The 13,954-nt window shown below is 57.6% G+C and carries 9 protein-coding genes; 7 read left to right on the forward strand and 2 right to left on the reverse strand.

Features of this window, described 5'->3' with window-relative positions:
• Positions 1 to 110: 110 nt before the first annotated feature.
• Positions 111 to 1,913 carry a hypothetical protein gene (locus ACR0EV_RS00080; protein WP_480798238.1) on the forward strand — a complete coding sequence of 601 codons (1,803 nt, stop codon included), beginning with the start codon at positions 111 to 113 and terminating at the stop codon, positions 1,911 to 1,913.
• Positions 1,914 to 1,920: 7 nt separating this feature from the next.
• Here the strand turns inward: ACR0EV_RS00080 and ACR0EV_RS00085 are convergent, their stop codons facing one another.
• Positions 1,921 to 3,045 (reverse strand): beta-ketoacyl-ACP synthase III, encoded by a 1,125-nt coding sequence (locus ACR0EV_RS00085; protein WP_480798239.1) that lies wholly within the window; start codon positions 3,043 to 3,045, stop codon positions 1,921 to 1,923.
• Between the two features lie 159 nt (positions 3,046 to 3,204).
• Here ACR0EV_RS00085 and ACR0EV_RS00090 point away from each other — a divergent pair, with 159 nt between their 5' ends.
• From ACR0EV_RS00090 to ACR0EV_RS00100, 3 genes are read left to right on the forward strand one after another with little or no spacing between them, the layout of a single operon-like run.
• The gene (locus tag ACR0EV_RS00090; protein WP_480798240.1) at positions 3,205 to 3,672 is read left to right on the forward strand and encodes a MarR family winged helix-turn-helix transcriptional regulator; all 468 of its coding nucleotides are present in this window, start codon (positions 3,205 to 3,207) and stop codon (positions 3,670 to 3,672) included.
• The gene (locus ACR0EV_RS00095) at positions 3,669 to 4,706 is read left to right on the forward strand and encodes an efflux RND transporter periplasmic adaptor subunit (protein ID WP_480798241.1); all 1,038 of its coding nucleotides are present in this window, start codon (positions 3,669 to 3,671) and stop codon (positions 4,704 to 4,706) included. Before ACR0EV_RS00090 ends, ACR0EV_RS00095 begins: the two co-directional genes overlap by 4 nt.
• A gap of 11 nt (positions 4,707 to 4,717) precedes the next feature.
• The gene (locus ACR0EV_RS00100) at positions 4,718 to 7,759 is read left to right on the forward strand and encodes an efflux RND transporter permease subunit (protein ID WP_480798242.1); all 3,042 of its coding nucleotides are present in this window, start codon (positions 4,718 to 4,720) and stop codon (positions 7,757 to 7,759) included.
• Positions 7,760 to 7,988: 229 nt separating this feature from the next.
• Here ACR0EV_RS00100 and carB read toward each other — a convergent pair whose 3' ends face one another.
• A complete protein-coding gene (gene carB / locus ACR0EV_RS00105; RefSeq protein ID WP_480798243.1) occupies positions 7,989 to 11,333 on the reverse strand; it encodes a carbamoyl-phosphate synthase large subunit in 3,345 nt (1,114 codons plus the stop codon).
• Positions 11,334 to 11,511: 178 nt separating this feature from the next.
• On the opposite strand from carB, the gene ACR0EV_RS00110 reads away from it, so the two are divergent.
• Genes ACR0EV_RS00110 through ACR0EV_RS00120 form a run of 3 tightly spaced genes read left to right on the forward strand, consistent with a single transcriptional unit; the run spans position 11,512 to position 13,909 of the window.
• Entirely contained in the window at positions 11,512 to 12,639 is a 1,128-nt protein-coding gene (locus ACR0EV_RS00110) for an aminodeoxychorismate synthase component I (protein ID WP_480798244.1), read from the forward strand.
• A complete protein-coding gene (locus ACR0EV_RS00115; protein WP_480798245.1) occupies positions 12,594 to 13,241 on the forward strand; it encodes an aminotransferase class IV family protein in 648 nt (215 codons plus the stop codon). The genes ACR0EV_RS00110 and ACR0EV_RS00115 overlap by 46 nt, the downstream gene beginning before the upstream one ends.
• The gene (locus ACR0EV_RS00120; protein ID WP_480798246.1) at positions 13,238 to 13,909 is read left to right on the forward strand and encodes a CPBP family intramembrane glutamic endopeptidase; all 672 of its coding nucleotides are present in this window, start codon (positions 13,238 to 13,240) and stop codon (positions 13,907 to 13,909) included. Before ACR0EV_RS00115 ends, ACR0EV_RS00120 begins: the two co-directional genes overlap by 4 nt.
• Positions 13,910 to 13,954: the final 45 nt, after the last annotated feature.

Raw genomic sequence — 13,954 nt, forward strand, 5'->3', positions numbered from 1 at the left:
CACTGATTTACGGTCAAATCATGGTCCCAAGCGGTGCAGCGTGCCTCAATTCAGTCACGCCCATGGGATAGGACGTATGGCGCAGACTGTGCTGTCGAGGATCCGAGACCATGCAGACATCGCAAAAGCGCTATAGCAGCCACGCCGACCCGGTGGTTCGGTGGGCTTTCCTGTGCGCCTTTGCGATTCTGGTGGTCCTAATGACGCTCAGCGGCCACTACGAAGGGTCTGACGATGTGATGCGTTGGGTTGGTGTGCGCGACCTATTGGCAGGGCAGGGTTGGTTCGACCCTTATCAGCACCGGTTGGGACCCGATGGTGGCACCCTGATGCATTGGTCGCGTTTGGTCGATGCTCCGATTGCCGGACTTTACACCGTACTGAGCGTGTTCATGGCACCGGACATTGCCTTTCAGATCACGGCCTTTGCATGGCCAGCGCTGTTGGCCGCGCTAACCCTTTGGGCTTTTGCTGTGACAGGCGGTGTGTTGGGGGGGCGCGAAGGCGCTGTCTCGGCTTTGGTGATCGGAGTTCTGACACTCGAACATTCTCGCAAGTTCGATTATTTCTCGTTCGATCACCACAATCTTCAAATCCTTCTCTTTGCTGCGGGGCTTGCATTTTTTGTACTGCGAAAAGAAAGGCCCCATGCCGCATGGCTGCTGGGCGTTTGTCTGGCCCTTTCAGTGTCCGTCGGCACCGAGTCGATCCTTCAGGTCGCCCTTATTGCGGTGTTTTACGCCATCGACTGGATTGCCAATGGTGCGTCTTCCCGTCAGCGCACAATGGGCTTCGCGACTGCGTTGGCAGTTACACTTGCGCTGACCAGCTTTGCCACAACAGGTCGAGAAGGGTTTTTCTACCCGAGCTGCGATGCCCTGACCCTGAGCGTGGCCTTGCCCGCAGGTGTTGCCGCTTTTGGACTTTTGACTGCGGCCCGGATCGGTTCGGGCTGGTCGGTTCCGGGTCGGTTCGGGGCCTGCATGGCGCTTGCTGTAGTGACACTTGCAATCGCCCTTACGATTGCACCCCACTGTCTCAGCAATCCAATCGACGCTCTGCCCCAAGACATGCGGGACTACTGGTTAAGCCAGGTGGCAGAGGCTCAAAACATTTCCGTCGTGCTTGAGCGACACAGGGGTGAGGCCGTGGCTTTGATCGCCATGTCCATTCTCACAATGGGAGCGGCACTTGCCTTCGCCGTAAGATCGCAGGCCAGATTGGAATACACCTTGTTTCTGGCCTTGATTGCTGCCGGATTCGTCGTATTCCTCTACCAGACCCGCATGATGACCTTCCTGAGCGTTTCGCTCGTGGCGGTTCAGGCGCAGATTCTTCGCGTGCTTTATGTCTATTACGCACGGGATCGTCGAATGGTGACCGGACTAGCGATGGTGGCGTTTGTAATCTGTGCCTCGCCAAAGGTAGGCATCAGTTTGGAAAAACAGATAGGTGCGCTTTCTCAACCCTCATTCGCCGCTTCGGCTGCCGCTGTTGGGCAAGATGCGTCAGAAACAGGGGCATCTTGCCGTACACCGCAAGCCTACGCGGCTTTGCAAAGTCTACCCGGCGGCATGGTTTTGGTTGATTTCGACTTTGCCGCGCATGTGCTGCGATACACGGACCATTCGGTGCTGGGCGGAAACTATCATCGGAATCAGGCCGGAATTCTGGCGCACATTGACCTGTTCCGGGTCGAAGCCTCCAAAGCCGCGCCGCGCTTGGCTGAGGTTGGCGTAGACTACGTTATGCTCTGCACGTCAGCACCAAGGGCTGAATTCTGGGCATGGGCGTCAGACGGGCGTGGCTTGCAAACTCGGCTGGTCGAAGGCGAAGTGCCGAGCTACCTCAGAAGTATTCAGGGCACGCCCGGCGACGCGTTCCAGATTTTCAAAGTGGTGGTCGAAAAATAGGCGTTGTTCAGGCGTGGCGCTTCACGATCACCGAGCCCACCGAATACCCGGCCCCGAAAGAGCAGATCAGACCCAGATCGCCCTCTTGCAGGTCATCCGAATACTTAGAAAACGCGATGATCGAGCCAGCAGATGAGGTGTTGGCATAATCCTGAAGGATGTTGGGTTGTTCATCTGCCTCTGGCGTGCGGCCCAGAACCTTCTTACCGATGAAATCATTCATGGTTTTGTTCGCCTGATGTAACCAAAGGCGTTTCAGGTCGGTATTTGCCACTCCTTCGGATTCCATGTGGTCACTGATGTGTTTGCTGACCATCGGCAACACTTCTTTGAACACTTTTCGACCGTTCTGCATGAATTGCATGTCGCGTCGATCAATCATCCCATCCGGGCGCGAGCGGCGCAGGAATCCGTTGTTGTTGCGGATATTGTTCGAAAACGCAGTCGCGCAACGCGTTGACAGGATTTCGAAATGCGGGCCTTTGGCTTCTTCGATCCGTTCGATCAGGGTCGCCGTCGCCACATCGCCGAAAATGAAGTGACAGTCCCTGTCCCGCCACTCCAGATGGCCCGAACAGATCTCGGGATTTACCACCAGCGCCGCGCGCACCGATCCTGACCGAACCATGTCTGCAGCTGCCTGAATGCCGAATGTAGCCGAAGAACAGGCGACATTCATGTCAAAGCCGAATCCATCGATGCCCAGTTCCTGCTGTATTTCGATTGCAATCGCCGGATAGGCACGCTCGTGGTTCGAGGCGGCGCAAATCACCAGATCGATATCCGCAGCCGTACGCCCGGCCTGTGCCAACGCTTTCTTGCAGGCATCAACCGCCATCTCGGTCATGATCCCGGGCTCTTCATCGCTACGTTGGCGCAGGGCTGGATGCATGACCTCAGGGTCCAGCACACCAGCCTTATCCATCACAAAACGATTTTCGATTCCCGACGCCTTGACGATGAACTCTTCCGAGGAGTGCTGCATCGGCTCCATCTGACCAGCCGCGATAGCCTCGGCATTCTTTTCGTTTTGTTTGTCGGCATAGGCGTTGAACGCTTGGACCAGTTCGGCATTGGTGATGACGTTCTGAGGCGTAAAGACACCGGTACCGGTGATGGCGGGGGTATACATGGCGAGCCCTGAATGTTTCGGATCTGCACAAAATGCAGTCATGGTGTGATTTGATCAAGGTATGTTGACCTAAGGGAATGTGTTCACAAGTCTAACTTCATATCTTGAATAGTTCAAAATTCGAAGTATATGGCCGTCTGACTCGCGCGGAGACTTCACATGCAAGATGATACCAGCGTCCGGCTTAATCGCCTCAGCCCCGAGATTCAGGCGATCATGGGGGTGTATGCCCTGTACTGGAAGCTTGAAGAAACCTTTGACTGTATCGAAACGGATCTGAACCATCCAGAATGCCACATGCTGATCAAACTGGATCAGCCGAAACGCATGGGGGTGCTGGCCGCCGATATGCTCAGCGTCCCGTCCACGATCACTGCCACTGCCGACGCATTGGAAAAGGCTGGCTATCTGACCCGCGAACGCGACCCCGAAGACCGCCGGGCCTGGTTGCTTGTATTGACCGAAAAAGGTGAAGAGGCGCGCAACATGCTGGTCACCGAAGCCGGAGGTCTTTTTCACAGGGCTTCTGGTCTGAACAAAGAAGAAACTGCCGAGTTCGCGCGTCTGGCGCGCAAAATCCGTGACAACGTTTTGAAAACGGGAATTCCCGAGGGATTGAAGAAATGAAACTCCTGACCTCTATCGGCCTTGCTCTGGCCGTTCTGGCAAGCCCCATTGCCGCCCAAGACACTCCAAAACCGGTAAAACTCATACAGGTGCACGAAACAGCGCCTGGTTTTACCCGCCAGTTCTTTGGCCGCGTGGCTGCGCGTCAAACCGTTGACCTGGCCTTTCAGGTCTCGGGCCAGATCGTCGAGTTTCCGATCAACGAAGGCTTTGTGATCCCCAAAGATGGCCTGATCGCGCGTTTGGATCAGGAACCGTTCGAACTGCGTCTGGATCGGGCTCGGTTACAAAAGGAACAAGCTGACCGCACCGTTGCGCGCCTCTCGCGTCTACGGGGTACAACCGCAAGTCAGGTGGCAGTCGACGATTCGGAAACCGAAGCGCAGCTGGCTGCGATTGCCGTGCGGGACGCGGAATATGAACTGGATCATGCGACCCTGACCGCACCATTTGATGCGCTGGTCTCCAGCCGCGCGGTAGAAGCGTTCACCACCGTCTCGGCAGGTGCTCCGATCGTCCGCATCCATGACATGTCTGAATTGCGCATTGAAGTGGACGTGCCAGAGATCCTGTTCCAACGCTCTGGTCAGAACGAAGACATCAGCATCACAGCCAAGTTCCCCGTCAGTGATGAAGTTTTTCCATTGGAAGTTCGTGAATTCGACGCCGAAACCTCAAGCGTTGGCCAAACCTTTCGAATCCAGTTTGGTCTGACCCCGCCTGAGGGGTTACAGATTTTCCCCGGCTCGTCCGTGACTGTAAACGTGCAAGTTAATGATGGGCTTAGCGGAATCTTCGTACCGCCAACGGCCATCGTGGCCGATGCGACCGGAGACCTAAGCGTTTTTGTTTTTGCTCCGGTCGGTGCGGATGAAGGCTCTGTTCGCCGCGTGCCTGTGACGATCGAACCCTCGCAAACAGGTGATGTACGGGTTCTGACGGGGCTGTCTGACGGTGACGAAGTGGTCGTCGCGGGAGGAGCAGTGCTGACCGACGGCCAGGCCGTGCGCCGTTTCACCGGTTTCGCAAATTAAGGGGCTGACGGATGAACATCGCTCGTGGCTCAATTGATCGGCCGCTGTACACATGGCTGATCATCCTCATTGCCCTGTTTGGTGGCATTTGGGGTTTCCTGTCGCTGGGCCGGTTGGAAGATCCGGCCTTCACAATCAAAAACGCCGTTATCGCAACGCAATACCCTGGCGCTACGGCGGAACAGGTGGCGCTTGAGGTGTCCGAGCCGCTTGAGTCCGCCATTCAGCAGATGGGTGAAGTGGACGTTATCACTTCGGTCAACCAGCCCGGACAGTCTCTGATCGAGGTCGAGATCAAATCGACTTACGATGGAAGCGAATTGCCCGACATCTGGACCCGGCTCAGGGCCAAAGTGCGCGACGCCGCGCGTGGTCTGCCATCTGGTGTTGGCCAACCTTATGTGAACGACGGCTTTGGTGACGTGTTTGGCCTGTTCTACGCCGTTACCGCCGAAGGGTTTTCCGACGCTGAAAAGCATGAGCTGGCCACATTCCTACGGCGCGAGCTGTTGACCGTAGACGGTGTGGCGGACGTTGAGGTGCAGGGCCTGCCGAACGAGGCCATCTTTGTCGAACCGGACCTGGCGATCTCGGTTAACCAGAACGTTCCGCTTCAGGCGATCAACGAAGCCATCGCCAATGCGGATTCGGTCAATTCCTCAGGCTCATTGCGCTCGGAAAGCGGCCGCACAACTATTCTGACCGCGGAAGGTTCGGACAGCGTGTCCGCCATTGCAGGTCTTTCAGTTGGCTCGCAGGGGCAGGTGATCAACCTGTTCGACATGTCCGATGTCTATCGTGCCCGTCAGACCGACCCTGACATAATGATACGCTACAATGGGACCGAAGCCTTCACCCTCGGAATCGCCGGGCTGTCTACGGAAAACATCGTTGAAGTTGGCAAACGGGTCGACGCCAAATTCGAAGACCTGAACACGGCCATTCCTTTTGGCGTGGATATCTTGCCGATCTATCAGCAGCACGTTGTGGTCGAGCAGGCCTCGAACGACTTTCTTGTCAATCTTGCCATGTCCGTGGCCATTGTGGTTGCCGTGCTGGGTATCTTCATGGGGTGGCGTGCCGCCATCGTAGTGGGCTCGACCCTGCTGCTGACCGTGGTTGGTACGCTCTTGTTCATGTCGCTGTTCTCGATCGAGATGGAGCGAATTTCGCTGGGGGCCCTGATTATTGCCATGGGGATGTTGGTGGACAACGCCATCGTGGTGGCCGAGGGCATGCAGATCGCGATGTTGCGCGGCAAGTCCTCGCGCGATGCCGCCGAAGATGTGGCTTCGAAAACCCAAATCCCGCTGCTGGGGGCCACTGTAATCGGTATCATGGCCTTTGCAGGCATTGGTCTCAGCCCTGATGCAACGGGCGAATTCCTGTTCTCGCTGTTTGCAGTGATCGGTATTTCGTTGCTGCTGAGCTGGGTGCTGGCCATCACGGTCACACCGTTGCTGGGTCACTACTTCTTTAAGCAAGGCAAAGAAGGTGAGATCGACGCTTACGGAGGCATCTTGTTCCGCATTTATGGCGCGATCTTGCGTTTTGCACTGCGTTTCCGGTGGCTGGTTGTTGCGGGCCTCATCGGCGTGACTGTTGCGTGCTACGCCGGGTTTGGATTGATGAAGCAGCAGTTCTTCCCCAACTCGAACACGCCTTTGTTCTTTGTGCATTACAAGCTGCCGCAAGGCACACCGATTGCACGTACAGCGCAGGACATGGCGGTGTTCGAGGACTGGCTGGCCGAACGTGAGGATGTGGTTTCGGTCACAACTTTTGTCGGGCAGGGTGCAACGCGATTTATGCTGACCTATTCGGCAGAAAAGCCGAACCCAAGCTACGGACACATGATTATCCGCACCGAAAGCCTTGAGGACATACCGGCACTTCAGGCGGATCTTGAGGCGTTCGGATCTGTTCAGTTTCCCGAAGGCGAGTTTGGAACCAAACGTCTGATCTTTGGTCCTGGCGGTGGTGATCCGATTCAGGCTCGGTTCTCGGGGAGTGATCCGGTCGTGCTGCGTCAGCTTGCTGACGAGGCCGTGCAGCGTATGGCTGCAGCATCGCCAAATGCGTTGCTTGTCCATCACGACTGGCGTGAGCAGGAGCTGGCAGTTCAACCGATCTATGCCACCGAACGCGCGCAAACTGCCGGCGTCACGCGTGAAGACATCGCCGCTACACTGCAATTCTCGACCGACGGCATCACCGGTGGCGTGCTGCGCGAACGTGATCGTCAGATCCCGATCATCCTGCGCCGCCCGGCCGATGGCGATTATTCCATTGTGGATCAAGTGGTTTACTCGGATCAGTCCGAGCGGTTTGTGCCGATCGAACAGATGGTTGATGGGTTCGAGTACAAGTCGCTCAACACACTTGTTCACCGCCGCGACCGTGTTCTGACGATCACCGTCGGAGCAGACATCCCGCCCGAGCTTACGGCGGCGCAGGTCCATGCCGAAGTCCGCGAGGCCATCGAAGCCATTGAACTGCCCCCGGGCTACAAGATGGAATGGGGTGGAGAGTTCGAGGACTCGCGCGATGCGCAGGAGAGTTTGGGCAAGCAATTGCCGCTGAGCCTGCTGATCATGGTGCTGATCTCGGTCTTGCTGTTCAATGCGATCCGTCAGCCGATCATCATCTGGCTGCTGGTGCCGATGTCAGTGAACGGTGTGGTCATCGGCCTGCTGGGAACAGGGCTTCCGTTTACCTTTACGGCGCTGCTGGGTCTGCTCAGCCTGTCAGGTATGTTAATCAAGAACGGTATTGTTCTGGTCGAAGAGATTGATCTTGTTCGTGCCACCGGCAAACCTCTGCGCGAGTCTATCGTCGAAGCTTCGGTCTCTCGTTTGCGTCCCGTGATGCTGGCGGCAATTACGACCATTCTGGGTATGGCACCGTTGCTGACAGACGCGTTCTTTGTTTCGATGGCCGTGACCATCATGGGCGGTCTGGCCTTTGCGACCGTCCTCACGATGGTCGCAGCACCCGTCTTCTACCTGCTGTTTTTCAAGCGGGACGAAAGACGCGAGGCGCAAGCAGCGTGAAGTGTAGGTGCGACCGGGCCCGGCGAAACAGCCGGATCCGGTTGCATCATATCAATGGAACAAACGGCACATCGCAGGCGGCCAGAATTGTGAGTGCAGCGAGAACCAGAATTGTGCGCATTATTCGTACTCCTTAGTTCCTCAAAAAATGCGCGCCCGCTGATTCCAGGTCAACGGGCGCGTATCCATTTGAACTTGAATGAGCCAATTGTAGCTCAGGCGGCGTGGGTCAGCCTTGCAGCGACTTTACCTCTACATCCCCTTCAGCCTGCGCCTTGATCGCCAGCGCGGCGGCGTTGGCTCCGGCGGCGGTGGTGAAGTACGGGATTTTGTCATAAAGCGCGATTGACCGGATGGCCTTGCTGTCCTCGACCGCCTGCGCGCCTTCGGTAGTGTTCATCACCAACTGCACCTGACCGTCTTTCAGCATGTCCACCACATCCGGGCGGCCTTCGTAGACCTTGTTTACAACCTCACAGGCGACGCCTTGTTCGTCCAGCCAGCTTTGGGTGCCGCGGGTCGCCACAAGCGTAAAGCCTTGGTCTACCAGAACCTGTGCCGCCTCCAGCATAGTGTTCCCTTTGTCGGCGTCCTTGATGGAAATGAATGCCCGGCCCGAAGACGGCAGCACCATCCCCGCGCCCATCTGCGCCTTTAGGAAGGCGCGCGGGAAGTCGCGGTCCCAGCCCATGACTTCACCGGTCGAACGCATTTCCGGGCCCAAAATGGTGTCAACGCCAGGGAAACGAGCGAAGGGCATGACAGCCTCTTTCACTGAGAACCACGGCATGTCCGGGTCGGCCAATGTCATCTGGTCCGCGATCTTGGTGTCCTGTCCTGCTTTGTAGGCAGGGCGCATCGGGAAGTTCGACAATTTTTCGCCCGCCATCACGCGCGCTGCGATCGAGGCAATCGCGCTGTCGGTCGCCTTGGCTACGAATGGCACGGTGCGCGAGGCGCGCGGGTTCACTTCGATCAGATAGATCTCATCGTCCTTAATCGCGAACTGTACGTTCATAAGGCCCACAACGTTCAACGCTTTGGCCAATTTGAACGCCTGATCTTTTATCTGGTCGATAATCTCCGCGGACAGCGAATAGGGCGGCAGCGAACAGGCCGAGTCACCCGAGTGAACGCCAGCCTCTTCGATATGCTGCATGATGCCCGCGACGTGGACGTCAGTGCCATCGCACAGCGCGTCGACATCCAGTTCCACGGCACCGGCCAGATAGCTGTCGAGCAGAACGGGGCTGTCGCCCGAAACCACTACGGCCTCGTTGATATAGCGCCGTAGCTGATCCATATCGCGCACGATTTCCATTGCGCGGCCGCCCAGCACGTAAGAGGGGCGAATGACCAGCGGGAAGCCAATTTCTTCAGCGATCTCAAGTGCCTGTTCGTCGGTAGACGCGATGCCGTTCTTGGGCTGCTTCAGGCCCAGATCGTTGACCAGCGCCTGGAACCGTTCGCGGTCTTCGGCCAGGTCGATGGCGTCCGGGGTGGTGCCCAGAATTGGAATGCCTTCGGCCTCAAGCGCGTTGGCAAGTTTCAGCGGGGTCTGACCGCCGAACTGAACGATCACACCGTGCAGCGTGCCGTTTTCCTGCTCTTTCGTCAGAATTTCCATGACGTGCTCGAAGGTGAGCGGTTCGAAATACAAGCGATCCGAGGTGTCATAGTCTGTCGAGACCGTCTCGGGGTTGCAGTTGACCATGATGGTCTCGTACCCCGCTTCGGTCAGCGCAAAACAGGCGTGACAGCAGCAATAGTCGAACTCGATGCCCTGACCGATCCGGTTCGGGCCACCGCCGAGAATGACGACCTTTTTGCGGTCGCTCGGGCGCGCCTCGCATTCGACCTCACCCATCATTGGAGCCTCATAGGTCGAGTACATATAGGGCGTCTGCGCTTCGAATTCTGCGGCACAAGTGTCGATGCGTTTGAACACTGCAGTGACGCCCAGATTGCGGCGGGCGCGGCGGACGTTGTCTTCTTCACGGCCGGTCAGGTTGCCCAAACGGGCATCGGTGAAGCCCAGCATTTTCAGCTTGCGGATACCGTCTTCGGTCATCGGCAGGCCGTCCTTGCGCACCTGACGCTCGGCCTCGATGATCTCCCGGATGCGGGCCAGAAACCACGGGTCGAACTTGGTGACGCCGAAAATCTCGTCATCGGTCAGACCATGACGCATCGCTTGCGCGATGGTGCGCAGGCGGTCAGGTGTCTGTTGGCTGATCGCCTTGATCACGGCAGCCTTGTCGTCGGCTTCATCCCACACGCCCACGTTCAGGCCGGGGATTTCGATCTCATCAAAGCCTGTCAGACCCGACTCCATCGAAGCCAACGCCTTTTGCATCGATTCGTGGATGGTGCGGCCAATAGACATGGCTTCGCCCACCGATTTCATCGCGGTGGTCAGGTAGGGTTCGGAGCCTGGGAACTTCTCGAACGCGAATTTCGGGATCTTGGTGACGACATAGTCGATGGTCGGTTCAAACGACGCGGGAGTGACCTTGGTGATGTCGTTGTCCAACTCGTCCAGCGTATAACCCACCGCCAACTTTGCGGCGATCTTCGCAATCGGGAAGCCGGTTGCTTTGGACGCCAGCGCCGAGGATCGCGACACGCGCGGGTTCATCTCGATCACGACCATACGGCCGTCATCGGGGTTGATCGCCCACTGCACGTTCGAGCCACCGGTCTCGACCCCAATCTCGCGCAGAACGGCGATCGAGCCGTTGCGCATGATCTGATATTCTTTGTCGGTCAGCGTCAGGGCAGGGGCGACGGTGATCGAGTCGCCCGTATGCACGCCCATCGGATCGACGTTTTCGATGGAACAGACGATGATGGCGTTGTCAGCAGTGTCGCGCACCACCTCCATCTCGTATTCTTTCCAGCCCAGCAGGCTTTCATCGACGAGGATCTGGTTGACTGGCGAGGCATCCATGCCCGAACGACAGAAGTGGATGTAATCCTCGCGGTTATACGCCACGCCACCGCCGGTGCCTCCCAGAGTAAACGCCGGGCGGATAATGGCGGGCAAACCGATTTCTTCCAACTCGTCCAGCGCCATCTGCACGCCGGCATCCAGATCAGTGGAACCGTCTTCACGCTTGGGCGCGGTTACGATGGTCGCCTTGGGGTTTTCCAGTCCCAGCCGGTCCATCGCCTCACGGAACAGGGCGCGGTCTTCGGCCATTTCGATGGCGTCGCGCTTGGCACCGATCATCTCGACACCAAATTTGTCCAGCACACCCATCTCTTCCAGTGCGAGCGACGTGTTCAGGCCGGTCTGGCCGCCCATTGTGGGGAGCAGGGCGTCGGGGCGTTCTTTCTCGATGATCTTGGCGACTACTTCGGGTGTGATCGGCTCGATATAGGTGGCATCTGCCAGCCCGGGATCCGTCATGATCGTGGCGGGGTTCGAGTTCACCAGAATGACCCGGTAGCCTTCTTCACGCAGCGCTTTACAGGCTTGAGCACCGGAATAGTCGAATTCGCAAGCCTGACCGATAACAATGGGACCCGCCCCGATGATCATGATCGACTGAATGTCGGTTCTCTTCGGCATGGTCTGGCCCCTTCGATTTTGCATGAGTCGCGGGCACCGCCCAAGCGCCCAAATTGTCGTGCGTTATAGGGACCGCGCAAAAAGGTTCAAGGGGTATCGGAAACAGAAGCGAAATTGCCGCTTTCCCCCCTTTCCCTTGGCAGAGTATTCTCTATATCGCCCCACACGGCAAATGAGGATGCAATTGCGTATTCGTTTCGATCAAGGGCCGGCCGGGCGTGGAACCCGGTTCGAGCGTCCGTCTCAAATCATCCGCGCGGATGTTGCGGAAGAGGTGCCCCAGGCTTTGGGAGCGCTGGATGAGGTGCGCGCAGGTGGTTCCTGGGTGGCGGGGTATGCGAGTTACGAGCTTGGTTATGCGCTGGAACCCCGGTTGCTGAACCTGTTGCCCAAAGATCGCCGTCTGCCTTTGTTGTGCTTTGGAGTATACGACGCGCCGGATCGTGTTGTTCTGCCAGCAGCAGCAGGAGAGGTCAGCACTTTTGAGCCCCGTTGGGACGAGGCGCGTTATACGCAGGCGTTTCAGGCCGTACACGATGCTATCGGTGCTGGCGACATTTACCAGGCAAACCTGACCTTTCCGATCAATCTGACGGTCTCGGGCGACAGTGAAATGCTGTATGCAGCACTCGCTGCAGGGCAACCGGTTGGCCACGGAGCTCTGGTGCAACAGGACGGATTGCCCGATTTGCTCAGCCGGTCGCCCGAACTGTTCTTTCGCACAGACGAGGCGGGCAAGATCGAAACCCGCCCAATGAAGGGAACCCAACCGCGCAGCGACGACCCGGAGGAAGATGCGCAGCGCCGGGCCTTTCTGACCTTGGACGAAAAGAATCGCGCCGAGAACCTGATGATCGTTGATTTGCTGCGAAACGATATCAGCCGTGTGGCATTGCCCGGATCTGTTCACGTGCCCGAGCTGTTCAAGGTCGAGACCTACGCCACTGTGCACCAGATGGTCTCGCTGGTGCGTGCTCAGTTGCACAAATACGTGGGGCTGGGTGATATTTTGACGGCGCTATTCCCTTGCGGGTCGATTACGGGCGCACCCAAGATTCGCGCGATGGAGATACTGGCCGAACTGGAACCCTGGCCGCGTGACATCTATTGTGGGACTATCGGCTGGGCCGCGCCGGATGGCCGGTCTGAGTTCAATGTGGCCATCCGTACCCTGATGCTGGAGGATGATCACGCCACGTTGAACGTGGGCGGTGGTCTCGTTTGGGACAGCACTGCCCCTTCAGAATACGAGGAGGCGCTATGGAAAGCCCGCTTTGCCCGTCAAATGAGCCTGATTTCCGCGTGATCGAAACACTGGCCTTTCGGCCGGATCAGGGATTTGTGCGGAAGGCCCGTCACCTGGCGCGTATGGCCCGCACGGCACGGGTTTTCGATCTTCCGTTCGACTTGGATGCCGCAAGTGAGACCTTGGCTGCTGCCGAGGGGGATCGTCCACTGCGCTGCCGATTGACGCTGGATGCGAGCGGCGTGTTCGAACTGACGACTGGTGCCTTGGCTGAAAACCCGCCGATCTGGCGCGTGTCCCTGTCCAAAGAAAGCCTGGCATCGAACGACCTGTGGTTGCGGCACAAGACCACCCACCGCGCGCTCTATGACAAGGCACGTGCTTCGCTTCCAGAAGGTACAGACGAACTGTTGTTCCAAAACGAACTTGGCGAGCTATGCGAAGGCACCATCACCAACCTGTTTGCTGAAATGCCGGATGGTCGGTTTCTGACGCCTGCGCTGTCCTGCGGGTTGTTGCCGGGTATTTTGCGTGAAGAGCTACTGGATAAAGAAACAGTGACCGAGGCCGTGCTGACCTTGACCGACCTACAAAACGCGCGGACTGTGTACATGGGCAATTCATTGCGCGGGTTGATCCGGGTGGAGCTGATAGATACGTGACCAAAGATAGCACTTTGATCGGCCCGCCTGTGGCGCTGTTGCGGCTGCGGTTGGAATTCGGGCTGTTCTATATCGGACTGCCGCTTCTGATTGCCGTTCTCTTTCCGCCAAACTGGATGTTTCCGGCGTTGCTTGCGCTGACCGGGCTTGGCATTGTTTTGCTGCATCAGACACCGGGTTTTCAATGGGCCGAACTGCGGTATGAGTGGGCCAACTGGTCCTTTCGAGAAGTATTGCTGTTCACGGTTGTTTTGGCCGTCTTCTGTACCGGCCTGATCCAGATCACGCGTCCGGATGCGGCGTTTTTTCTGGCTATTCACCGACCCGAGATGCTGGCTTTTATCTGGATCGGCTATCCACTGTTGTCAGCCCTGCCGCAAGAGCTGCTGTTCCGCCCTTTGTTCTTCCGCCGGTATCACGCGATCCTGCCAGACGGGCGCGCGGCCTATTTGCTGAACGCAGCCATATTCTCGTTCGCGCATCTGATGTACTGGAGCTGGATTGTCGCCCTCATGACCTTTGCGGGCGGACTTCTGTTCACATGGGCGTACAGGCAGCGCTGCTCGTTCTTTTATGCGGTGCTGTTGCACGCAATCGCGGGCAATATCATCTTTGCAGTGGGGCTGGGTGTCTATTTCTACTCTGGCAACGTGCAAAGGCCGTTTTGACGGGGCGACCTGCCTTGACTTTCCGGGCCTGACAGGGTGTATCGG

It is taken from the genome of Ruegeria sp. CF8 (assembly GCF_056537285.1).